General features: G+C 25.5%; 21 protein-coding genes, 1 riboswitch and 1 other annotated feature. Of the genes, 2 read left to right on the top strand and 19 right to left on the bottom strand.

What is annotated here, in order from left to right:
- Positions 1-68: 68 nt before the first annotated feature.
- The 15 genes from RGC78_RS10385 to RGC78_RS10315 form a co-directional block, all read right to left on the bottom strand.
- A complete protein-coding gene (locus RGC78_RS10385) occupies positions 69-668 on the bottom strand; it encodes a hypothetical protein (RefSeq protein ID WP_309556592.1) in 600 nt (199 codons plus the stop codon).
- 10 nt (positions 669-678) lie between these two features.
- Positions 679-1410 (bottom strand): LuxR family transcriptional regulator, encoded by a 732-nt coding sequence (locus RGC78_RS10380; RefSeq protein WP_105176547.1) that lies wholly within the window; start codon positions 1408-1410, stop codon positions 679-681.
- Between the two features lie 454 nt (positions 1411-1864).
- Entirely contained in the window at positions 1865-3061 is a 1197-nt protein-coding gene (locus RGC78_RS10375; RefSeq protein ID WP_309556591.1) for a methyl-accepting chemotaxis protein, read from the bottom strand.
- On the bottom strand, positions 3040-3837 hold the full coding sequence (locus RGC78_RS10370; protein WP_309556590.1) for a cache domain-containing protein: 798 nt from the start codon (positions 3835-3837) through the stop codon (positions 3040-3042). Before RGC78_RS10370 ends, RGC78_RS10375 begins: the two co-directional genes overlap by 22 nt.
- A 240-nt stretch (positions 3838-4077) precedes the next feature.
- Entirely contained in the window at positions 4078-5433 is a 1356-nt protein-coding gene (locus RGC78_RS10365; protein ID WP_012424702.1) for a PFL family protein, read from the bottom strand.
- A 14-nt stretch (positions 5434-5447) separates the two neighbouring features.
- The gene (locus tag RGC78_RS10360; RefSeq protein ID WP_003373349.1) at positions 5448-5717 is read right to left on the bottom strand and encodes an ACT domain-containing protein; all 270 of its coding nucleotides are present in this window, start codon (positions 5715-5717) and stop codon (positions 5448-5450) included.
- 153 nt (positions 5718-5870) lie between these two features.
- Complete coding sequence (locus tag RGC78_RS10355) at positions 5871-8090, bottom strand: cellulose biosynthesis cyclic di-GMP-binding regulatory protein BcsB (protein ID WP_309556589.1); 2220 nt, start codon at positions 8088-8090, stop codon at positions 5871-5873.
- Between the two features lie 21 nt (positions 8091-8111).
- Complete coding sequence (locus RGC78_RS10350) at positions 8112-9362, bottom strand: glycosyltransferase family 2 protein (RefSeq protein ID WP_105176543.1); 1251 nt, start codon at positions 9360-9362, stop codon at positions 8112-8114.
- A gap of 11 nt (positions 9363-9373) precedes the next feature.
- Positions 9374-10723, bottom strand: a complete 1350-nt coding sequence (locus RGC78_RS10345; protein ID WP_309556588.1) for a DUF2334 domain-containing protein — start codon at positions 10721-10723, stop codon at positions 9374-9376.
- On the bottom strand, positions 10707-11561 hold the full coding sequence (locus RGC78_RS10340) for a diguanylate cyclase domain-containing protein (protein ID WP_017352627.1): 855 nt from the start codon (positions 11559-11561) through the stop codon (positions 10707-10709). Before RGC78_RS10340 ends, RGC78_RS10345 begins: the two co-directional genes overlap by 17 nt.
- 14 nt (positions 11562-11575) lie before the next feature.
- Positions 11576-13063 carry a glycan biosynthesis hexose transferase WsfD gene (gene wsfD, locus RGC78_RS10335; RefSeq protein WP_309556587.1) on the bottom strand — a complete coding sequence of 496 codons (1488 nt, stop codon included), beginning with the start codon at positions 13061-13063 and terminating at the stop codon, positions 11576-11578.
- A 330-nt stretch (positions 13064-13393) separates the two neighbouring features.
- Positions 13394-13900 (bottom strand): hypothetical protein, encoded by a 507-nt coding sequence (locus tag RGC78_RS10330; RefSeq protein WP_309556586.1) that lies wholly within the window; start codon positions 13898-13900, stop codon positions 13394-13396.
- 389 nt (positions 13901-14289) lie between these two features.
- Positions 14290-14799, bottom strand: coding sequence for a QueT transporter family protein (locus RGC78_RS10325; protein ID WP_012423750.1), 510 nt, complete (start codon positions 14797-14799; stop codon positions 14290-14292).
- Between the two features lie 499 nt (positions 14800-15298).
- The gene (gene galE, locus RGC78_RS10320; RefSeq protein WP_309556585.1) at positions 15299-16288 is read right to left on the bottom strand and encodes a UDP-glucose 4-epimerase GalE; all 990 of its coding nucleotides are present in this window, start codon (positions 16286-16288) and stop codon (positions 15299-15301) included.
- 158 nt (positions 16289-16446) lie between these two features.
- Complete coding sequence (locus RGC78_RS10315; RefSeq protein WP_309556584.1) at positions 16447-17124, bottom strand: GTP pyrophosphokinase; 678 nt, start codon at positions 17122-17124, stop codon at positions 16447-16449.
- A 206-nt stretch (positions 17125-17330) separates the two neighbouring features.
- Here RGC78_RS10315 and RGC78_RS10310 point away from each other — a divergent pair, with 206 nt between their 5' ends.
- A complete protein-coding gene (locus RGC78_RS10310) occupies positions 17331-18680 on the top strand; it encodes a [Fe-Fe] hydrogenase large subunit C-terminal domain-containing protein (RefSeq protein ID WP_309556583.1) in 1350 nt (449 codons plus the stop codon).
- 352 nt (positions 18681-19032) lie between these two features.
- On the top strand, positions 19033-21075 hold the full coding sequence (locus RGC78_RS10305; RefSeq protein ID WP_309556582.1) for a YcdB/YcdC domain-containing protein: 2043 nt from the start codon (positions 19033-19035) through the stop codon (positions 21073-21075).
- A 305-nt stretch (positions 21076-21380) separates the two neighbouring features.
- Here RGC78_RS10305 and RGC78_RS10300 read toward each other — a convergent pair whose 3' ends face one another.
- From RGC78_RS10300 to RGC78_RS10285, 4 genes are all read right to left on the bottom strand, one after another.
- Entirely contained in the window at positions 21381-21860 is a 480-nt protein-coding gene (locus RGC78_RS10300; protein ID WP_309556581.1) for a methylated-DNA--[protein]-cysteine S-methyltransferase, read from the bottom strand.
- A gap of 35 nt (positions 21861-21895) precedes the next feature.
- Positions 21896-22708: a purine-nucleoside phosphorylase gene (locus RGC78_RS10295; protein WP_309556580.1), complete on the bottom strand. Its 813-nt coding sequence runs from the start codon at positions 22706-22708 to the stop codon at positions 21896-21898.
- 70 nt (positions 22709-22778) lie between these two features.
- Complete coding sequence (gene tyrS, locus RGC78_RS10290; protein WP_309556579.1) at positions 22779-23993, bottom strand: tyrosine--tRNA ligase; 1215 nt, start codon at positions 23991-23993, stop codon at positions 22779-22781.
- Positions 23994-24167: 174 nt separating this feature from the next.
- Positions 24168-24430: a binding site (T-box leader), on the bottom strand.
- A 238-nt stretch (positions 24431-24668) separates the two neighbouring features.
- Positions 24669-24764, bottom strand: a riboswitch (purine riboswitch).
- A 231-nt stretch (positions 24765-24995) separates the two neighbouring features.
- Positions 24996-26291, bottom strand: coding sequence for an amidohydrolase (locus tag RGC78_RS10285; RefSeq protein ID WP_309556578.1), 1296 nt, complete (start codon positions 26289-26291; stop codon positions 24996-24998).
- Between the last annotated feature and the right edge of the window lie 141 nt (positions 26292-26432).

Below are 26432 nucleotides of genomic sequence, written 5' to 3'. Positions count from 1 at the left end.
TAAAACAAAAAGTCATCTAAGAATATTTTCAATATCCTTAGATGACTTAGACAAGGATAAATCCTTATCTAAATGACATTGAGAAGTCTGTCCTCTTTTTTATCATAAACTGGTGAAATAGTAATAGCTACTAAACTTTTATTTAAATATTCATTTTCATCTGCATTATCTATTTTTACTTTTAATTTATTATATTCTTTAGAATCATAGTAAAATAAATCATCTAAATTAAATATTTCTTCTGAAATAATAGTTTTATGAGCTTCTTTAGCTTTGTCCAATAATTCATTTAACCTATCTAAATTAGTTCCTTTTATTGATGGATGATTTAATATTAATCTCTTATCATCACTAAATACAAAATATAAATCTATATAATCATAAACCTCTTTTAGCTCATCAATATTTTCATCTATCATACTTATATTTTTTTCTTTAAGTTCTCTTTTAAAATCAGATGAGTTAGTAGTCTTTATTGAGATTTTTTCCATTTCATCTAATTGATTTAACATTTGATTTTTTGCAATTATAAAAGCATTTTCTAAATATCCTTGTGCTGATTTATCTATTTGATTATTTAAAATAACATTTGATAGCATTAATATTAATATCATTGGTACAATTACAACTATAGATACAAAGATAATGCATTTTTTTCTAATAGACATTTAAATCCCCCTAGTATTTAATACTATTACTTTTGCAAAATATAACCACCTCTAATCTATCTTTCATTTTTAATTTTCTTAATATATTAGTAACATGTGTTTTAACTGTCTTTTCACTTATATTTAATTTCATACAAATTTCTTTATTAGTCATTCCTAAATTTATTAATTTAACAACTTCCATTTCTCTAAGTGTCAATTTATTTTCTAAAAAAAATAGATCTTCATCAAAATTTTCCTTTTTATCTTTTTTTAATTGATTTATTTCTTTCTCATTATCTATTAAATTAAATACATTCTCTAGCAGCGTTATGATATCGTTTAACTTGCTTCGCTCTAATATTTGTATGCCTTTAACCATATTTTCATTTAAACTTTCTTTATCTTCTTCTAAGTAAACTCCTCCCCCTAAACATATGGCTACTAAATCATCACCATAAAAGATAGGGCATGCAAAATATGTTATTTTCATATAACAAGTATATTTTATGACCTGACCGTTCTTCATAACATAATCTATTATCTTTTGTTTTTCTTGCTTACACCTTTCAGAATTATTTTTTATAATATAATTACAAAACAGAGAAGAATTAGACCATACAGTTAAAGCTTTCCCTTCTAATGATATTATTCCTAAACTTATATTAAATAAATCTGCATATAAATCCTGAAAGGATTGAATTTTCCTTTTACCTTTTATCTTAATCCACTTTTCACCTTTTGAATTGTCGCATGTATCCATTTATATTCACCTCAAATGTATTAATATACTCTAAAATCAATAAGTAGGTTACTTATTTTAATAATACCATATTTTGTAATCTCTATCAAAAATTATAATTTCATATTATAAACAATTTACAAATAAATCCTATAATTTAAGACAATGATAACATAACAATATAAATATAATTATTATCTATATATAAAATTTAAGGTAAAAAGAAAAATTACTAAGTTCTTCTTTTTACCTTGTAAAATTCTATATAGTTTTATTTTGACAAATTGAACTAATTTGTATTTATGACTTAAATGTGGTTCGTGGTACTTCAAGCCAAGGTTTTGCCTTAGTCTTCCTTAAAATTCTATCTTACAATGAACCCTCTTACCATTAGCATTATCAGCACCGGCTACAAGTTTATACCAATTAATACGTGCCCATGCTGAGCACACAAAAAGAGTTTTAACTTAAACCCTTATATTATAAATTTATTAATTTCTTCATTTAATTCCCTGATTGAATCTACTAACTTATCAGAAACTATTCTTATATCTCCACTTGATTCATTAAACTCTTCAGCAGTTGCATCAACTTCTTCTGTTGTTGCAGCCAACTCTTCTGAAATAGCTGTAAGATTTTCAAGTGCATGTAATACATCATTTTTTCTTTCATCATTACTATTAGATATATTTAATATTTGTTGTATCTTAGGACTAACTTCTTTTAAAAGTTCTGCAATATTACTAAATGTATCTACCGTTAAGTTTATCTTTTGCTTTTGAGATGAAACTTCTAAATTTATACTTTCTGTAGAATCAATGATATTCTTACTTTCTACAAGTACATTATTAATTATTGTTCCTATTTCCCCAACTGATGTTTGACTTTGTTCAGCAAGTTTCCTTATCTCATCAGCTACCACACTGAACCCTCTACCTGCATCTCCTGCTCTAGCAGCTTCAATAGCTGCATTTAAAGCAAGAAGATTTGTTTGTTCAGACAATCCATTGATAGTGCTTGTAATATTCTTTATAGATGCAATCTTATTATTCATACCACTTATTACCTCATTAAATGACTTTAATGTTTCATCAAAACTATTTAATGAAATGTCTAATTCTGAAATACTATTGTTCCCATCATCAACTTTAACTTCAACACTCAAAGAAATTTTTGCAAGATCATTTATGTTTTCATTCATAAACTCAACATTATCACCAAATTCTTTCATTTGTGTATGAACCTTTAAAATTTCTGTTGATTGATTTGTATTAGCTTCTGCTGATTCATGCATTGCAATAGAAATATTTTTAGATCCAGCTGTTATCTGATTTGAAGTACCTTCAAGCATATCAGATTGATATTTTAATACATCAACACTATGTTTTACTGCGTGCACTATATTTATAATAGACTTTTTAGTGATTTTTAAAGCCCTATTTATGTCTCCAATTTCATCTTCTTTTTGCATTTCTTTTGTATTTAATTCTTCATTAAATATCCCCTTTGATAATACTTCTATACTATTTTTTAATATCTTTAACCTTTTACCTAATATTTCTCCAATAATTATAATGATTATTATTAGTATTATTGTTCCAATAGTTGCAATAGTAATAAATAGTTTTATTATTGAATTTAATTCTTTATCTACATACTTTGCATTGTCCATCCTTCTGTTAAATTAACAGGAGCATATGCAATATATTTGTCATTTTCTTTTAAAATATTTGAATTTCCCTCTATAACCTTTTTATAAACATTATGTGCTTCATCTGAAATATCATCAGATTTTAAAAGATTTTTCTTATTTTTAACATCTTCTATAAACTCAGATGCAATTACCGTTCCTGTTTTATCTAATATGTATGAAGTTCCCATGTTAAAATATCTTAAACTTTCTATGTCTTTAGATAAAAAGCTACTATCAAAAGTACACGTTAATCCTCCAACAACATCACAACCATTAGTTATAGGTACTGCTAAAAATATTATTTGTTCATCAGTTCCTTTTACAAATGATGGCGAACTTATATAAATTTCTTTATTGCTTACTATTGATTTAAAGTATTCTCTATCAGCTACATTATTTGAGTAACCATCTGTTGAAGTTAAATTTCCATTAAGATCAATAATGCCTATAGATCTTAACTCTAAATCATTAGCATATTTAATCAATATTTTATTTTTTTCTTCTTGTGACATATTCATATCAGAAATTTCATAATCAGCTGCTATTGATTTTGCCACATTAATTTTGGTATTTAGTTTTTGTTCTTCTATTTTTGCAGCATCACTTATCATTTTTTCTATACTATTTTGTTTAATATTTACCAAGTTTTCTTTTACTATAATAAATGTAGAAAAAAATGCTAATCCAAATACAACTATAAAACCTAACACTAATTTTTTTAGTAAATCATTTTTTATACTTTTATTACTCTTCATATTTATTCCTCCAAATGTTATTTATTCCAATGCAACCTTACAAATTTAACACTTTTAAAATATCTCGTCAAATATTTTAAAATAATAAAATTACATCTATTAAACGATTTTATTATTAATTTAAGAATAAAATTCTTAAACTTACTGTTAAATTCATTAAAAAATGAGCAAAATAAAAAGCTACTCAACAATAATTGTTGAGTAGTTTAAATATTTAATAAAAAATAATTGCTTTTTATTTTAATTCTTAAATGAATGTATCGGAGCTGGAATTCTTCCACCTCTTTGGGCAAATAATTCTGATGAATTTTCATTCACTTTCATTACAGGTGCTCTACCTAAAAGACCACCAAATTCAACCATATCTCCAACACTACATCCTGGTGCTGGTATTATTCTAACTGCTGTTGTTTTATTATTTATAACACCAATTGCAGCCTCATCAGCAATCATTGCAGATATTGTAGATGCTGGTGTATTACCTGGAATTGCAATCATATCAAGTCCTACTGAACATACACAAGTCATTCCTTCTAATTTTTCCAAGTTTAATGATCCCTTAATTACAGCTTCAATCATTCCTGCATCTTCAGATACAGGGATAAATGCACCACTTAATCCGCCTACATGGCTGCATGCCATAACTCCACCTTTTTTAACGGCATCATTAAGCATTGCAAGAGCAGCTATCGTTCCATGTGTTCCTACTGTTTCAAGTCCTATTTCTTCCAATATTTCTGCTACTGAATCACCTACTGCTGGAGTTGGTGCTAAAGATAAATCAACTATTCCAAAAGGAACTCCTAATCTTCTTGAAGCTTCATTGGCAACTAATTCACCCATTCTTGTAACCTTAAAAGCAGTTTTCTTTATTGTTTCTGCAACAACATCAAAAGATTGTCCTCTGACTTTTTCTAAAGCTCTTTTAACAACTCCTGGTCCACTTACTCCAACATTTATTATTTTTTCTGCTTCTCCCACTCCATGAAATGCTCCAGCCATAAACGGATTGTCTTCTACTGCATTAGCAAATACAACTAACTTTGCACATCCAAATCCTTTTTTATCTTTTGTAAGTTCTGCTGTTTTCTTTATAATTTCTCCCATATCTCTAACAGCATTCATATTTATTCCTGATTTTGTACATCCAACATTTACAGAAGCACAAACTTTTTGTGTAATTGCTAGTGCTTCTGGAATAGAATTTATTAAAATTTTATCTCCCTTAGTACATCCTTTTTGTACTAAAGCTGAAAATCCTCCTAAGAAATCTATTCCTAACGTATCTGCTGCTTTATCTAGAGTTTGAGCAAATTTTACATAACTTTCTTCATTGGTGGCCCCTGCAATTATAGATATAGGTGTTACTGAAACTCTTTTATTTACTATTGGAATTCCAAATTCAGATTCTATTTGTCTTCCAACTTCTACTAAATGTTCTGCTGATTTTGTAATCTTATCATATATCTTTATTCTGGCTTTTTCTCCATCTGGATCTATACAATCTAATAATGAAATCCCCATTGTTATCGTTCTTATATCTAGTTTTTCCTCTTCAATCATCTTTATTGTCTCAAGTATTTTATTTGTATTCATAAGTTTCCCCCCAATTATAGTGAATGCATAGACTTAAAAATTTCTTCTCTTTGAATCTTTACTTCAACACCAAGTTCTATACCTTTAGCATTTAATGCTTTGTGTACGTCTTCAAATTGTGTATTCATATTTTTACAATCTAATACCATCATCATCGTAAAAAATCCTTGCATTATTGTTTGGTTAACATCTAATATGTTAATATTAAATTCTTGTAATTTATTGCTAACCCCTGCAATAATACCAACTTTATCTTCCCCAATTACTGTTAATATTGCTTTCATGCTTATCTTCCCCATTTCATAAATTAATTTTTTATTGAGTACAAATATTTTCAAATAATACTTTAATTCTATATTTTCTATTATAATTTGTCAATTTTAATATATTTGTTAATTTATTTCATATTTTACCTATTTGAATGCAATACTTGAAAATTATTTATCTTTAGATTTATCATTTTCTTTTTCTCTTATGCCTTTAGAATATTTTCTACCAATTTTTTTTAATTTTGAGGTTAAAATTGAATTCCCTCTTTCCATTGAGTTATTTTTTAAGAAATACATTATTATAGATATGATAATAAATATCAAAAATAATGTTGCAATTCCTAATAAACCTTTTACCCTAGAATCTAATGAATTTATTTTTTGATAAATCGGCTTAGACACCTCTTTTTTCATTTTATATGTTTTTATATTGCCATATTGATCTATTACAGCACAATCACCACTAAGTTCATATATTTTTTTTGATGAACTTAAATACTCTAATGAATTTCTTAATATCTCCTCATTTGGTGATGTGATTACAAGCATTGCTTTTTGAAGGTTATATGGAGATATATCAAGTTGAAAAGTAGAAATTTCACTTGAAAATGGTTCTGTTAAAAATAACTTTTCATTTGATAAAAATTTTGAATATTCTTCATCATATTTAAACCAAAGATTATCATTTAATTTTTTAATAAGCTTATTATTTTCAGGAGTTCCATATACAACTATATTACTATCTTTTTCCTCTCCATTTATTTTTGAACTTCTAATTGCTTTTAAACTTCCAGTATTATAATATAAATCTTTACCTAAATAAGCAAAAACTCTTCCTATATAAGTTAAATCTTGTGATGTCAAATTATCAGGCAAAACTACTAATGTATCATTATAAGATCTATCTTTAATAAAAGGTGCTCCATATGTGGAAAAGTAGTAATTATCTATATCAGTTAATCCAGTATATATATACGAGTCTCCACTCACTAAAGCCCAGGGCATTTCTTCTTGCCTTTTTTCACAATATGAATTTTCCATTTCTAAATCAAAAGCTATAGTAAGTTCCATATAACTGCTTAATTTGACATCATTAGGTATTGCTAATTCCAATTCATCACCATTTGCTTTATCTTTTTCTAATTTTTTGCTTCCAATAGGAGTATTATTCATATATATAGTTACTAAACTTTTATTAAAATCTAAGTTTTCAGAATACCTCATAAATAATTTTATTTTATCACCAGAACTTAATACCCTATTTTTAGGTAAACTATAATTTAAAGTAGCACTTCTTCTAAATTGACCTTTTAAGTTAATTTCATTACTTCCTATATCCTTGAAAGTTATTCGTCCATTCTCCTCTTTGCTTTTCATATTTTCTTTTAAATTTTTATCTACTATAAATGTATCTTTGTCTAATTGAAAAACAATATCGTTATTCATAAGTGTTTTTACACCTTTTAAAAGACTTTCATTATTGTTGCTTAAAAGAAGTAACATCTTTCTATTTTCATCAGTACTATATGGTGAATTCAACACTTTTATAACACAGTCTTCATTTTCCACATTATTTGATATACTTATTTCTTTAGGAAGAATATCATAGTTTCCAATATAAATTACATTTTGAGATTTTTTCTTAGAAAAGTCATCATATTTTAATATTTCTCCATGATAGTCTCCATTTTCATACATCTTTCCCAAGTAAGAATTTAATAATAATGCAGCACTTAATTCTCCATCACTATATTCATTTGGAATTACTATATTTGTATATACATTATCTTCATCATCTTCATTTAAATAAGGATATGGAAAATTACATATTTTATTGTCAGCTATAACATTATTAAAATTAACTTTTACATTTGAATCACCTTTTAAAGTAATCCAATTTGCAATATTAACATCATCTATACACGGTAAATCAGAAATTCTTGAATATGTTTCGACTTTCAATTCATTACTTCCATTTAAAAGTAAATCCTTGGGGATGGTTAATTTAATATCTTGAATTTCTGTCTTTTCATCATAATATATTTTTTTAGAATAAAAATTAACATTATTAATAGACAGTACTATATATGCATCTTTTTTACTATCTACTAATTGATTTATTGAAAATTGTATATGTGCTTCAACAAAGTTAACATTCCACCACTTATTAATGTTAAAATACCAACTGTGACCTGAAAATACACCTTTAAAACTTAAATCATTTCCCATTTTATATGTCTTTGTATTAATTGTATTTTCTACATTTGTAAAATTCTTAATTGGCTCTGCATTTGCTTTAATAGGCAACATATTTCCTAAAAATATAATTACAAAAGTAAAAAATAAAAAAAGTTTTAATTTATATAAAATTACATTCTCCTTACTCATATATAAATACCTCCTCCAGGTTTAAAACCTTTCAGTTTTATACCATTTAGTTTCTCTTTTTAACAATGAATCTTTTATGTAATTATAAAATCCTATTGCCGCTACAATAGCCCATAATTTACAATAAGTAAAATACATTATAGATATAACCATAATATTTTTTATATTTAATTCTCCCTTTTCTGTTGAAATTGCTATCATTATAGAAAGATTAAATACTGAATACGCCATAACCCATAATATTAATCCATATCCAGTAATATTTATTTGAATTATATCTCCAAATCCTAATAAAAATAACATATCTGAAATAACACTAGCTGATAAAAAGAAAAAATAAATCATAGTGTAATACAATATATCAAATTTAGTTACTCCAAACCCTGGTTTAAATAAGTATTTGAAATTTTTTATAACAACATAAGTATTCCCCTTTGCCCATCTTATTCTTTGCTTAAACCATACATTTAATGTTTGAGGCTCTTGTTCATATGTTACAGCGAGAGGCATAAATTTTATTTTATATCCCATCATATAAATTCTAAAACTCACTTCAGTATCTTCTGTTATAGCTTTTGTATCCCATCCATTCATTTCTTCCATGATACTTCTTCTTACTACAAAGTTAGTACCTGGAATAGTACAAAGCTTAAACATTTCCCATCGTCCTGCTTGAGCCATCCATTGATACGTTAATGTTTCTATATTTATAAAATTAGTTAATAAGTTTTTATCTTTATTTCTGCATCTAAATTTTCCAATAACTGCACCTAACTTATCATCCTCTAACAATGTTTGAACTAAATATTTTAATGCTTTAGAATCTGGAGTATTGTCAGCATCATAAACAGCTAAAATTTCTCCCTTACTTTTTTCAAGCCCTATATTAAGTGCATTGGATTTTCCCTTTCCGCCAGTTATATTATCAGTGTTTATTATTATTAGATTTCTATCTAAAACTTTTTCTTTAACTGCTTGCAGTATTTCTGCTGAATTATCATTTGAATTATCATTTATTATTATAATTTCATATCTGTCATGAGGATAATCTAATTCTAGTAATGACTCTACTGTTTTTCTTATAACAATAGCTTCATTATGTGCTGGAACCATGACTGATACAAATGGATAGTACTTTAATTTTTCTTTCATTATTTTATTATGTACTTTAGAATAGTATATATATCCAAATACAACTAAAATAATATTAACAAATATTATTATCCAAATTATCCCCAGGGAATATAATGCCATGTAGTCAAATACATTCATAACATTTTCTCCTATTTTAAAAATTTTCTTTTATCAATATTAAAATTTATCAAAACAATTATTATAAAAAGAATTACAACTACGGTACTAATAATCACAAGTATTTTATTTGTTTTATCTAAATTTATATTAACATCATCATGTCTCTGATTTTCATATCCATTCATTACAGTTTTATATTTTTCACTATCAACAAACTGTACCTGTGTAACATTTTTATCATTTAAAAATATTCCATTTTTATTACTCTTGATATTTAAGTTATCAATAGTAATACTGCTATTTATATCATGAGTATCTTTAAAATATATATCTTTATCTAATAACTCTTCAACCTTATTCTTAAATTCCTTAACAGATAATTTACTACTTATATTTATCGCTACATTATTATATAAATTACTGCTATTATCAAAATCAACTTTTTCAATTATATTCTTATAAGATGATAGATTGTATTTATCAAAATCTAAAATCCCCATATCTATATTAGAATCTATAAAGATAGTATTCGTCTTTTTAAGCAATTCCTTTAAATCATCTCTATACAGCCAATAATCACTTATACTTATAGCAGTTGGATAAATCCAATAATTAATATAATTTTTAAATCCCAAATTAACTTTCTCTTCTATATTTTTTCCTTTAACATCTAAGCTTACTAATGGTGGAAGTGTTAATACTATTTCTCCTCCATTAGCTTGTGCATATCTCAATACCTCTGCGAATCTGTTCATAGCAGATAAATTTTCATTTTTAAATACAGGTGATACTTCAATAAAAAAGCGTATTCCAATTTTTTTTAAATAGTCTATCTCTTCAATTAAAACATTAAGGTCATTAAATGGAGTGACTTTATCAAAATAAAGATATATATTTTTCTCATACTCTTTATTAAAATATTTACAAATAACATCATATATCTTCTTATAATTATCAAAATACAGACCTTCCATGTATATTACCTTATCTGTATTTAAAAAGTTATTATATGATTTTTTCCCAATCCAAAATATTTCATTCTTATATTTAATTAGATTTTGCTTTAAAGTCTCACTTAAAGTATTATCACTTAAATTTAATATAAAAATAGTTTTATACTGTGATAAATCTGATCCCTCATAAGCTGAGAATCTCATTATTTCAATGTCATCAGCAAATTCTAAACATATTCTATTTAAATCATTTAAAGTATTTCTTTTTTCTCCATATTCTTTATAAGCATCATATAAGACCAACACTTTTTCTCTTGATTCAACACCATATACATTTTTAGTGAAACATAAACTATTTATCAGTATAAAAATTAATACTACTATAATTAATTTTTTAACTTTAAACAGTTTATTCTTGAATGTCATATTCAATTTCCTTTTCAGCTTTTATTAAGAATTCCATAGAATCCTTTATTGATTTATCAAATGTACATGATCCCATTTGAATATCTAACTTTATATTTTTATATAATGAATATTGTATTAAATCAGCATTATTAATGTTTTCCCTAAACCTATTTTTTACTACCTTAGCACCATCTTCATTGGTGATTGTTATAAATGCCAATGTACTTTCATCTAATATGTACTTTACATCTTCTTCTCTTAAAGCTTTTTTAAAAATATCACATGTTTGAACCAGTAATTCTAAGTACTTTTTTCTTCCAAGAATTCTTTTTAATTTATCTGCAAATTTAACTTTTACAATTATTAAAGTTAAAGGTAAATTATGCCTTTTGCTTATATTCATATATATTGGTAATTCCATAATAATTGCTTTATCATTTCTTATTCCTGTAGATTCATCAATCATTATAAGTCTTGAATTCTCTTCTTCCAAAGATATCACTTTTTCTTGCAGCAACACTATATTCTTTGACATAAATGAAACTATTAAAGCAGTAATAGGTATTATTACAATCCAATAATATGTGTTAAATTCAGCAGTAAGATTTCCAGTAAAATTCAAGTATAATTTTATACTCATATAAATAAAATCAACTATCAACGTAACAATTAATGAAAATGTCACATTAGTATAGTAACTTATAACTGCAATTATCATTATAAGTGTCAGCATAAAGTAATTTTCAAAGGATTGTTGAAAGTTAAAAATATTAAAGCTAATAGATATAATAAAAAAATACGTTATTAAAAACGTTATTAGAATATCAACCTTTTTTCTAATGTTTATCTCATTCATAATTTAAAACCACCCTACGATTTTATTGTTTTATTTTCAAAAATCAAACTAATTATATATATAAATATCAAATCAAATGCCATGTTGTACATAAATACATGTTTAGATAAATCTGCATCACCAGCCCCTATTACAGAAATGATAATTTGTGATATTCCAACTAGAAATACATAAAAATACGTAATTTCTTTAAGTTGAATTTTTTTATTATTGTTCTTTATGGCCTTTAAAAATCTAGATGTAGATAAATATAAATAAATAACTATTGTAGCTACAGTAAACAACATGTTCTTTGGTATAACTTTTTCTTTAAATGTACTCCATGTTGCAAAGAAGTATGATTTAGCTCCAAATTCTTTGTGTTCACTTTGTTCATAATTTCCAATTACTTTTGGTCTGATTGAATATCCATTATTAAAACTTATTTTTAATACTTTAATAAATGCCTTAGGATGTGTTATATAATATTCTAAAATTTTTCCTAATGAGAATTTTTCATAATAGTCGTCTATTAATTTTTCTTCATATGGATCTAACAACTTAATTTCTTCAAAAAAATCTGTTTCTTGCAACAAAGAATATTGTGTACTTATATTAAAATCTTCTAATATGCTGTCTGGATCATCTTCATTCAATAAAATACCTCTGTTCATAGAATGATATATATTTATGTATTTAAAATCTCCTGTGATTGACTTATAAAATACCATTGAGCTTATTATAAAAATTATAGCTAAAATATAAGTTAATATTTTAGTTAATGGTTTATTTGTTGTGTAAACTCCTATTATTATAAAAATAAATGATATTAATATACCAACTGGTGCTAATTGTTGTTTAGATCCGAAAAACAGAAACGAACTTATTCCAAAAGCTATTAAGTTATACCACGTAAACTTATCAAATTCTATCATATAAATTAGTAAACCTATACTCATTAGAAAACAGCATATATTAACACTTTCTCCATAAAAAGAATTGTAATACGCTAAATACCCTGTATCACAAAATATTAAAATAGTTAATAAAGTTATTATTAGTTTATATTTAGAATTATCTACTTTATTTATTAGTGCTTTTATAAAAAAATAAACTCCTATAGCTTCAATTATCAAAAACATAATAGACATAAATCTTATATCTAAAACATAGTCTTTCGTAAAAAAACTATCTAAAAAAATAGCTGACTTTACAAATATAGATTGAGTTGATATTAGAATGTTAGCATAATCATTGTTATATTTATAAATTCCATAGTCTTTTATAAAATATCCTAAGAATATATCATTAGAATTTTTGTTCAAATGATATGCACCGCTCTTATTTATCACTCTATAAAAATCCCCATTGTCAGCCATTCCTATAATAGGATGTATAAATAATGTCAAACTTCCTATAATTAATACAAGAAAAGATGCCAAAAGAGGATAGTTAATCTTATCTAGCTTTAAAATGTTATTATATTTATGATTATATGTGTTAACATTCCCTATATTATTCACCTTCTTTTATAAAATTATCTTAATTTTATATCTAATAAATAAAACTGTAATTAAATTATCACTAACCTTATCTTGCGAAACTTAGTAAAATTTCATACTAAAATCCAGCTTATTCTTATAGATTTGCATTTTTAAATATATTTATGTGAAAATCATTATATTTAGTAATAAAATTTTTACTACTTATTTTTAAATTTGAATTTTTGTAGATTTAATATAATATCTATTTATATATATATAGTTTTTTACATATTTATACTGAAAATAAAAAATAAGTCACTTAAAATAATAGTAACTTATTTCTCTTATTTCTTATTCATTTTTATAGATTTACAAAGCTCCATTTACTGCATTTTCTATATATTTAGAAAATAACTCTCCCTTTGATGTTAATGCTTTTTTATTAGAAATGTCTAAATTTCTAAACCCAAGTTCAATATTTCTTAAGGGCATTTCCATTTTTCCACTATGATTTTCTTGCAAATTTTCAAAGTTATCTACCATATAATCTATTGTTTCTAACATATCATTAATAGAATATTTATCTGAATAAATTTTTTCTTTTAATTCTATAAAATATTTTTCTTTGAAATCACTTAAATTTGATAGTAAATATCCTTTATTTTCTTTTTGCCACATTTCATAATCTTTAATGTACGCATCTTCTTTTAAGATACTACTTGGTATACTAATAAGTTTTTTAAATTCTGTTTGATTCATATCCCAAATAGTATTTCTAACTTCGCTAATTACCCATCTTATAGTAGATAAATCATAATCAATTTTTATAAATTTATCTCCTATCTTATTAAACCTTTTTTTTGTTGATATGTGCATAATATCACCTCATAATTTTATTGATTCATTATTTATGATATTCATAAATACTTACATATGATAATAAATTTAATGCTATAAGTTACTTGAAAATAGAACAACCCATTACTTTTTCAAATATCAATGTAATTATAAGTAAAATTTTATATAAAAAATATTTAGGTATTTTATGTTGTTCTTCCCTTAACATACATATTATATCTAATATTAAAGAGAATAAAATAATTATTAGCAAAGATAGATATATAATTTTATTCATTTTACTTTTCCTAAAATAATATTCTTTAATATAATATATGCAATTTTTCATTATAAAATAATTAAATTTATAAAAAAGACACAAAAAAGATTTTTTTCTCTTTTTTATGTCTTTTATTAACTTATTTTATTTAAATATCTTGTACTAAAATTAATTTTTTATATTTATGTTGTACTAACTTAAGTATAGGTAATCCTACTAAAGTTACAACAACAAATTCACCTACTGCTATTTCTCCCATGGATAATATAAGTGGAATTTTAAATAAATAATTAAGCATCCATCCTATAATTAAAGCGTTAAATATTGTTGGCCACAATGATGCTATAAATAATGCTTTTTTATTATTTTTAATATATTTCGCTGTAAATGATATAGCTGTAACACTAATCAATGTAGCTAATGTTCCTAAAAATATATCTAACATACCGTTAGGTCCAAGCATATTTGCTATAAAGCAACCTAATGTAAGTCCTCCTATATAAAATGGATCTACAAAAGCTAATAATACCATTATTTCTGAAATCCTAAATTGAATGTTTCCATAACTTATAGGTGCTAATATAAGTGTTAGCACTGCATAAATAGCAGCTATAAGTGCTGTTCTAACTAATCGTTTTGTTGTTTTACTACTTTTCATTAAATATCCTCCTAAAAAATTAGTTTAACAACCTCCTAAACTTTACACTAAGTTTTAATTTATATTTTAGTATAAAAATTTCACTAAAATATATGGACAATTTAAACAAAACGAGTAACTGTAAGTATGATTAAAGCCAGAACAAAATCGCTAAGATGACGATAAGCCATTGATATATAAATATACTTCTTAAAATGCATATATTTATATACATCTACTAGGCGAATATATTCTTTGTTTACTCTTTATTTTTCTATCTTTATTAATAAGTTAAATCATAAATAACACTTAAATTTAATGCCTTTATCATTATATAAAGAATAAAAAAATCGTAGGACATTACATCCTACGATAAAAATTCAATAATCTAATAAACCCTTATAAATATATAAAAGTTTATTATTACTAAAAGTTAACCGTAGTTTTGTTTAAAGTCAGGAGGCTTCCGAACTGACTATATTAAATTATAACAAATCTTTAGAATTATTACAACGTAATATTATTTGTTATATCCATCCTTATTATTTGTATGCCATACCCAAGCATCTTCTATAATCTTTGTTATATTAGTTCTACTTGGATTCCATCCTAATATTTTTTTTGCTTTATCTGAAGACGCAACTAACTTACTTGGATCCCCTGCTCTTCTTTCACCTATTTGTGCTGGAATTGAATGCTTAGTAACTTTTCTTGCAGATTCAATTATTTCTTTAACTGAAAATCCTTGACTACTTCCAAGATTAAATATATTACTATTTCCTCCATTTAATAGATATTTCATTGCTAAAATATGTGCTTCTATTAAATCTTCAACATGAATGTAATCTCTTACACAAGTACCATCTTCAGTGTCATAATCTTCACCATATATTGTTATAAAATCTCTTTTTCCAAGTGCTACTTGAAGTACTATTGGAATTAAATGTGTTTCTGGATTATGATCTTCTCCAATAACTCCACCTTCTCTTGCTCCAGCAACATTAAAATAACGAAGTGATACATATTTTATTCCATAAGCCTTATCACACCATTTCATTATTTTTTCCATTGTAAGTTTTGTTTCACCATATGGATTTGTAGGACAAGTTTCCATTTCTTCAGTTATTGGAATTTGTTTTGGTTCACCATAAGTTGCTGCTGTTGAAGAAAATACTATATTTTTCACATTAAATTCATTCATAACTTCTAATAAAACTTGAGTTCCTTGAACATTGTTATTGAAGTATTTAAGAGGATCTACCATAGATTCTCCAACTAAAGAATTTGCTGCAAAATGAATTACTGCTTCAAAAGATTCTTTTTCAAAAACATCCTTTAAAAATTCCTTGTCCCTTATATCACCCTTGTAAAATTTTGCCTTTTCATTTATTGCTTCCTTATGCCCAGTTAGTAAATTATCTACAACCACAACATCATAATCATTATCTATTAATTGGCTTACTGCATGAGAACCAATATAGCCTGCTCCACCTAAAACTAAAATACTCATTATTAACCTCACTTCTATAAATCACTAAATATATTTATTTTAAAATTATATATTTAAGTCCTTAACTCTTATACATAATATGTTAAATCTATAATTTATATTATATTACTTTTTAATTGTAAAATCATCCTCTAAAACATAATATTTTATTAAGCATTTTATAATTTTTCAACTTCTTCTTGTATTTTTTGCATTTTTAAATCTGTTGCTGAAATTATATCTGCACATTCCTTTAAATCTGCTCTTATATGTTTTGGCGTATCTTTTCCTTTTTTATAATAAAGTTTATGTTCTAAGCTTGCCCAAAAATCCATTGCAATAGTTCTTATCTGAACTTCTACTTTTACATTTTCTATATGATCTGAAAAATAAATTGGAACTTCTAATACCATATGTAAACTTCTATATCCATTTTCCTTTGGATTTTTTATATAATCTTTTTCTTCCACTAATCTTATGTCATTTTGACTTTTTAACATATTAGCAATTTCATATATATCACTTACAAATGAACATACAACCCTTACTCCAGCTATATCATTTAAATTTTCTCTCGCTGATTTAATACTAATATCAAAGCCTCTTCGCTTAAGCTTTTCTAATATGCTTCTAGGTGATTTAACTCTAGATTTCATATATTCTATAGGATTTCTTTTTCTTCTTATTTTAAATTCAAAATCTAAAATATCTAATTTAGTTTTAATTTCTTTTATAGCAGAACTATATATCATTAAAATTTCTTGAACTTCATCTAGTTTTTCCTCTACGTTTTCAGTTGATATGGTTACATTTCCACAATCAAAAAATATTTTATCACTCTCTCTTAAGTCGTTCATAATTATGTCATCCCCCTTTAGTATACTAAATAAACATCTACAATGAATATGTTAACATATTCATTGTAAAAATCAATCTTTTAAAATCATTATAACTTTTAAGCAATTAAATTTATATATAATTTAATAAAATACAGCATATTAATACATACTAATATTAAAATAGAAAATTTGATATTATTCATTAACTTGGAGGTTATATATTTATGAACAATAAATACTTAGACTTATTTGATACATTAGTCAAGTCATATTATGATGGTAATTTTGATGAAACCCTTAATCGCATTATGATATGTCATGAAGTATCTCCACAAGAAACATTTGAAATAATAACATCGCTTTGTGGAGTAAAACTTAAATTTGATAATAATTATGTATATAATATAAAAAAAGCAATTACAGAATATACTGTAAATAAGAGAATAGTTGAAAAACTTGAATGTTGTGGCGCTAATTGCACACCTAACAAAGAAAAAAAATACACTTGTGAATTAGCATGTCCTTTTAATGCTATATATTATGATAGTGAAAAAAACTCTACTGCTATAAACAAGGATATGTGTATTAATTGTGGTATATGTATTGATTCATGCAAGAATGGACGAATATTAGATAAGGTTGAATTCTTACCTATAATTAATCTAATAAAAGAAAATAAAACTGTTATTGCTGCTGTAGCACCTGCAATTGCTGGACAATTTGGAGAAAATGTAACAATGGATCAATTAAGAGAAGCTTTTATCAAAGCAGGTTTTACTGATATGGTTGAAGTTGCATTTGCTGCTGATATACTAACAGTGAAAGAAGCTGTTGAATTTAATAAGCATGTTAATAAACCTGATGATTTAATGATAACCTCTTGTTGTTGTCCAATGTGGGTCGGAATGTTAAAAAAAGTATATAAAGAACTTGTCCCTGATTTATCGCCATCAGTTTCTCCCATGATTGCAGCTGGAAGAATATTAAAAAAACTAAATAAAGATACTAAAGTAGTCTTCATAGGCCCATGTATCGCAAAAAAAGCTGAGGCAAAGGAAAAAGATCTAATTGGAGCTATTGATTTTGTATTAACATTCCAAGAAGTAGAACAAATCTTTAGAGCTTTAAAGATAAATCCAATAGACTTAAAGGGAGTTCCATCTGTTGAATATACATCAAAGGCTGGACGTTTATACGCTAGAACTGGTGGTGTTTCAATTGCTGTTTCTGAAACAATAGAAGAACTCTATCCAGAAAAATTTAAAGATTTTAAAAGTGTTAAAGTTGATGGAATTAAAGATTGCAAATCAATACTTGATAAAGCTCTAAAAAAAGAAGTAAATGCTAATTTTATAGAAGGTATGGGGTGTCCTGGTGGATGTGTTGGAGGACCTAAAGCTATTGTTCCACCAACTAAATCTAAAGTTGCTGTTGATGAATTAGCTTATGATTCACCTATAAAAGTTCCTGTTCATAGTAAAATTTTAGATGAGGTATTATCAAAAATTGATATAAATTCATTAGAAGATTTTAAAGATCCTAAAAAAATAGAAATATTAGAACGTGATTTTTAAAATTTAATTTTTTTACTTATTATTAAACAATGAATTTTAACTTTTTAATACCTAGAAAATTTAAAATACAATACATTTAAGGCTCTGTTTTAAATATGTGTTGATATATGCAATAGGTGAAGTGGCATGCAATATCAACATGCTACTAAAACAGAGCCTAATTTAATAATTCTTTCTTAAATTAAACTTAATAAACATATTAAATAGTAGCTGGAAAATATATTTAATGATACCATATAATTATAAGGTTGATGAGTAGGTTCAGGATCAAGCGAATATTTATATCCTGTTTCATACTATAGACTATAACTGTATTTTTAATTTTTTTATAATTTAATGGAGGGATATATTAATGAAAAAGAATTATTTTTTTAGTATTTTACTACTCTTTTGTCTTCTTTTTAGTCTTCAATATCCAGCATTTGCAGATGAAAATTATAGTAAATCATTAGAAAATGCTATTACAAAAACAAAAAACATAATAACTATTCCCGATACTTATACTGATTTTACTCATTCTAGTAGAGAACAAAAAACAATTCTTGGACAAGTAAACTTATTTGAACTTAATTGGTCAGAAGTACAAGGAAAATACGGAAATATATCTATATCTATAGATGAAAATGGGAATATATATGATTTTTATAAGTACAGTAATGAAAATACTTCAAAGTTGCTTGCATCTGTCACTAAGAATGAATCAAGACAAGCTTGTGAAGATTTTATAAAAAAAGCGCTTGTAAATCATTATAGCTCTTTAAAAGAAATAAATGTTTACAATGATCCAACAGACAGTGCCTATACATTTAAATATAAATGTTATTTTAATAATATTCCATTAAACTTTTTATATGTAAATATTTCTGTGGATAAACATACTGGTGAAATAATTACTTTTAATACAAATAACTTAAATACAAACTCTCTTTCTTATCCTCCTAATGATAATATAATTGAAAAATTTAAAGCTAAACAATCATATATTGATAAAATTGGTTTAAAGTTAAATTATTATTCTTATTATGACTATAAAAATGATAAGCTAAATATTTTCCCAGCATACTGCATAAATAGTACTCCTGATGTAGCTATAGATGCACATTCTGGAGAAAAGATTTCTATAAATAATGACAATATATATTTAGGTAAAAATGGATATGAAAATACTAATGAGAGCTTAGATTCCTTTAAAAATTTAACAAAAGAAGAAGACGATGCAATAAAAAATGTATCTGGACTTATAAGCAAAGACACAGCTACAGATATAATAAAAAAATATAGTGATTTAGACTCTTTTGAAAGTAAAATTTCTAATTCTCATATAAACAAAGATTTAATATCAAATAATTATATTTGGACAATTAATTTTGAAAATGCTTCTGCAGAAATAGATGCTAAATCAAGTGAACTATTATCTTTTTATCATTATTCAAATATTGATGATAAAAACAATATGATACCTATTGATGATGCTAAAAATATAGCAGATAATTTTCTAAATGAAGTTTCTCCTAATAAGTTTAAAGAAACAAAATTAGAAGTCTTAGATACAAATATAAATGAAAATGATAACTTTTATAATTTTAAATTTATCCGTCAAGTAAACGGAATTAACTTCATAAACAACTATCTTATGGTTTCTATTAATAAATCTAGCGGAAAAGTTTGTGAGTATACTCGCCAATGGTATGATGATGTTAACTTTCCAGACATAGATTCAGCATTAACATCTGAATCAATCTTTGATAAAATTGGTGATAAATTTGGATTAGAATATACAATGTCTAATGATAAAAATATTTCTTTAATATATAACTTTATAGATTTAGGTGAAAATTATCTTGTTAATCCTTTTAATGGGACAAGAATTAAGTTTAATGGCGAAGAATATACAGAAAATACACTTCCTAAATATTCTGATATAAATGGACATTGGTGTGAGAAAACAGTTAAAGAGCTATTAGAAAATGGTTATTACTTAAAAGGTGATAAGTTTAATCCTGATAATAACATAACTCAAATTAATTTTTTAAGATATCTTTATTCTCAAATTGGGGACTTTAATGATGATGATAAATTTTATGACATGCTTATAGAAAAAGGTATTTTAAAAATAGAAGAAAAGTCACCAAATTTATTGCTTACAAATAAAGATATAAGTAAATTAATAGTTCGATATTTAGGATATGATAAGATTGCTAGAAATTTTTATATTTTTAATAACCCATTTAATGATTCAATTGAAGATAATGTTAAAGGCTATGCCGCAATTTGTCATTCCTTAGGTATAATTACAGGTGATGAAAATAATAATTTTAATCCAAACAATAATGTAACAAATGCTGAAGCTGCAAAAATAATATATAACTTATTAACTAAAGCAAACAATAAATAAGACTGTGTTTTAGTAAAATAGCTGATATATGTAGAAGTAATGTTTACTAAGTAATTAAACTTAAAAATGCTTAAATGAGAATAGTCCCATTTTAGCTTGCTCTCAATATAAAATTGGGACAAACCATAAATGGGACTATTAAAAGGGAATTCCATTTTGTTGAGTAAATTCAAAATGCAAAATCCACAGTATGAAAGTTATGTAGCCAAATGTAAAATTTGGACACTTACTTTTTTTGGTTCTCACATAAGAATTCTCAAAGTCCAATTGCAACTCAACTTTAACATTACATATATCAAACATATTTAAAACAGAGTATTATTAGTTGAACCTTCCAAATATAAAAGCTTTTCTTTTATGTCTAAACCACCCGAATATCCAACTAACTTACCACTTTTCCCAATAACTCTATGACATGGTATAAAGATAGGAATTGGATTCTTATTATTAGCAAGACCAACAGCCCTTGATGCTTTAGGATTTCCTATTTTTTCAGCTATATCTCCATAAGTACAAGTTTTTCCGTATTGAATACCTTGCAATTCATTCCATACAGATTTCATAAAATCAGTACCATATGGCTCTAATGGAATTTCAAACTGCTTTCTATTTTTACAAAGATATTCTTCTAACTGAGTAAAAGCTTTTTTTATAAGATCAGTTTCAATTAAAATCATATCTTTAGCAACACTATCTCTATTAAAATATAAATTTGTGATAGCGCTTCCATTGTCCGCTATTCCTATATTCCCAAGAACTGTTTTATAGAAAAATATATTTTTCACTAAATACAAATCCCCTATCTTTTTTTATGTTTAAGTTATATAACTTCTATAACTTTTGATACCCATTTGCATAAGTTAGCTGATGCTTTTTGAGCTGTTTCTACTACTCTTTCATGTGAATGTTTAACTTTTTGAATTCCTGTTGCCATATTAGTAATACAAGCTATTCCTAATACATCCATTCCTAAATAATTAGCAACTATTGTTTCTGGTACCGTTGACATACCTACTGCATCAGCGCCATGTTTTCCTATCATTCTAACTTCAGCAGCTGTTTCATAGTATGGTCCCATAAATCCAGCGTAAACGCCTTCATCATATTTTATTCCTAATTCATCAGCTACTTTTTTAGCTTTATTCATAAGTTCTATTTTATATGGTTCTGACATATCTGGGAATCTAGTTCCTAATCTTTCATCATTAACCCCAATTAATGGATTTGTTCCAAATAAGTTAATGAAGTCATTTATAATCATTAATGTTCCTGGTTCAAAATTTGTATTTATTCCACCACAAGCATTTGTTACTATTATTTTTTCTATTCCTAATTGTTTCATTACATATATTGGGTATGTAACTTCTTTCATATTATACCCTTCATAATAGTGAAATCTTCCTTGCATTAACAGAACTTCAACACCATTAATTTTTCCAAATGCTAATTTTCCTTCATGTCCTTTAACTGTAGAAACTGGAAAATTAGGTATTTTCTCATAAGATATACTTTCCATATCTTCTACGACATTAACTAAGTCTCCTAATCCTGATCCAAGTATTATTGCGATTTTAGGGTTTCTTTTTACTTTCTCATTAATGTAACTTACTGATTCCATTATTTTATTGTACATATCATTTCCTCCATTGTTAAATTTATTGTATATTACTATATTAACCGCAAATGTTAATATTGTAAAATACTTATATCCTTTTTATCTTAATAAATTTCTTTTTCCCTATTTTTAGTATATCATTATCATTGATTTTAGCATTGTCAAACTCTAGTACTTTTTCAGTATTTATTTGTACTCCACCTTGTTCTGCTAGTCTTCTAAATTCCTTATTAGAAGATACTAACCCTTCATCTACAAGGATTTTACTTATTTCTTTTAACTTTAAAAATTCTTTTGGTATATTTATTTCTGGCACTTCACTAGGTAAACATCTATTTTTAAATACTTGTTCATAATATTCAATAGCAGCCTTTGTTTCTTCTTCTGAATGATATAAACTTGTAATAATTTTAGCAAGTTCTAACTTTATATCTCTAGGATTTTTTCCATTTTCAAGATCACTTTTTATCTCATCAATTCTATCTGGATGTTCATCAGTTGCTAATTCAAAGTACTTTATAATAAGATTATCTGGTACTTCCATAATCTTTTTAAACATTACTTCAGCCTGTTCATCTACTCCAATGTAATTTCCAAGACTTTTACTCATCTTTTCCACTCCATCGAGTCCTTCTAAAATTGGCATGAATATTGCTATTTGTTGCTCCATTCCCATGCCTTTTTGTAGAGTTCTGCCCATAAGAATATTAAATGTTTGATCAGTTCCACCAAGCTCTATGTCAGCTTTTAGTACAATTGAATCGTATCCTTGCATCAAAGGGTAAAAAAATTCATGGATACCAATAGGTGCATTATTACTATAGCGATTTTTAAAATCATCTCTTTCAAGCATTCTTGCAACTGTGGTCGTTGCAGCTAATTTTAATACTTCTTCAAATTTTAATTTAGATAACCATTCACTGTTGAATCTAATTTCTGTCTTTTCCTTATCTAAAACTTTTAAAATTTGTTTTTTGTATGTCATTGCATTTTCTATAACTTGTTCTTGTGTTAATGGTTTTCTTGTTTTTGACTTACCTGTTGGATCTCCAATTTTTCCTGTAAAATCTCCAATTAAAATAACAGCTCTATGTCCTAAATCTTGCAGTTGTTTTATTTTTCTTAAAACAACTGCGTGCCCTAGATGTATGTCTGGTGCACTTGGATCTAAACCTAATTTAATTGTTAAGGGTTTATTTTCCTTTTCAGATTTGATAAGCTTTTCTTTTAATTCTTCTATGCTTATAATATCTGCTGCTCCCTTTGCTATAATTTTAATTTGTTCATCAATTGTCTTTTTCATATATCATAACTCCTTATATTTAAAATTTTTAATATAAGCAAGTTCTATAAGATTTATAAAAGCTAATAAAAATTATTAAGGCTAGTTTTAGTTGTGTATAACTTCTCTCACATTCGCATTTCTAAATATACACGATAAAATATGATAACAAAAAAAACTCTCATCCTTTATTTTATAAAGGACGAGAGTATATCTCGTGTTACCACCTTAATTTATTAATTACTCACATAATTAACCTCTTCAAGTACGCCATATTTTATGGATATACTTTAGCACTATAACGTGTGCAAGGATACGTCTCACCTAATTAGATTTTAAATCTGTTCAGTTTGAAGCTCTAAGATGTATTCAAAATTAGAATTCCAAGTTCCTCTCATCATCCGGCAACTTTCTGTTTGGCTTAACTAATTTCTACTTTTTCTTTTCAAAGCTTTTCTTTAAATCTCATACTCCGAAATATATAAAATATAAATCTTCGTTATGCTATGTATATATTAAATTATTTACAATTATAGATAAATATTTTTTATTTGTCAAGTAATATAAATTCTATTTTTTGTAACCACTTTCAATTTTAAAATAAAGTATTTGTACGAGAATTTACTATATTTTATCAATTTATTCTATTTTTATGTACAAAAAAACCAACACTCATAAAAATTTGAATATAGCAATCCCGTAAAAGGATTAACTTATAATCAACTATTATGGTAGTTGGTAGAAACGTTCAACCTATTATGAACTTATATAAGTTAAAATATTATTTAATTAATGATTGTTTATTATTCAATTAAAATGCAAATTATAAATTTCGCTACCGTATTATTTAAACCATATAATATCATAGTAAAAATATAAAGTCAACATTATATTAACTTTTTTTAATATATTTAATGTAAATAATTCTTTTTAAAATACACCTATATATAAAGAAAATAGCGAGAAAAACTTACTTTAAATCTAAAATTTTTCTCGCCAAAACTTTATTAATATATAAAATTTCTATTTTAACTTAGAAATTTTTTCATTCTTAATTCTATTAACATTATAATAAACTTTTTCTATATCAATAGTTGTAAATATTCCGTTTTTATATACAACTTTTCCATCTATCATAGATAAACAAATATCACTTGCTTGTGAAGAATAAAATATATTTGCTAAAACATCATGCACTGGTTGCATATGAGGACTATTGAAATCATAAACAACAATATCCGCTCTATTTCCTACTTTAATACAACCACAATCATCTCTTCCTTGTGACATTGCACCATTCAAACATGATATTTTTAGTATTTCTTTTGAACTTAAGAATAATGGATCATTATTAGCACCCTTATGTAATAAAGCTGCAAGATTAACTTCTTCAAGCATATTAAGATTATTATTACTTGCTGCACCATCAGTTCCAATACTCACATTAATTCCATGTTCTAGCATAGTCTTCACTGGCGCTATTCCACTACCAAGTTTTAAATTACTAGTTGGACAATGTGATACTGTAACATTATTTTCTTTAAGAATATTAAAATCATTACCTTCAAGAAAAACACAATGAGCTGCTGTTGTTTTACTATTAAAAGTTCCACATTTACAAAAATATTCAGCTGGAGTTAATCCCCCATGTCTTTCTTTGCAAGCTTGTTGCTCAAGTATTGTTTCTGAAAGATGTATATGCATATTCATTTCTGTAGAATTGCAATACTCAGAAATTTGTTTTACTAACTCTTCTGATGAAGTATATTCAGCGTGTATAGATACATCACCTTTAATAGCTCCATTTTTAGAACTTTTAGCATAATTTCTTATAAATTCTGTTTCTTTATATGAATTATGTTTAAAATAATCATTATTATCATCATTTTTTAAGTATGAACTTGAAATATTTGCTTTTATTCCTGTTTCATCAATAGCTTGTACTAAAGATTCAAGATGAGAATACATATCAGTAAAAGATACTACCCCACTTTTTATCATTTCAGATATTCCAAGTAAAGTACCCCAATAACAGTCTTCATCTGTAAGTAAAGCCTCAAATGGAAAAATTCTTTCAGTTAACCATCTTTGTAAAGGTAAACCTTCGCCATATCCTCTAAGTAACGTCATTGGTACATGGCAATGTGTGTTGAAAAATCCTGGCATTGCAACCTTATTTTTACCATCATACACTTCACCAACATAGTTTTCCTGAATATTTTCTCCAATATATACTATTTTATTATCCTCTACTAAAATATTAGTTCCTTCAATAGTATTAAAATTTTCATCAATCATTGTAATATTTTTAAATAACATAATAAGCATCCCCATTTCTTTTATTTACGGTAGCTAGTATTATAAATTTGCTTATTATAATTTATGATATATTACCAAAAATAATTATAACATTCAACAACTATTTTTATTTAAAAACTTATTTTTTTATATTTCATTATT

Source organism: Clostridium aquiflavi, from assembly GCF_031344075.1.
Taxonomy (GTDB): Bacteria; Bacillota; Clostridia; order Clostridiales; family Clostridiaceae; genus Clostridium; species Clostridium aquiflavi.
Note: the sequence above shows the minus strand (reverse complement) of the source record. Positions and strands in the feature narration are given on the sequence as shown.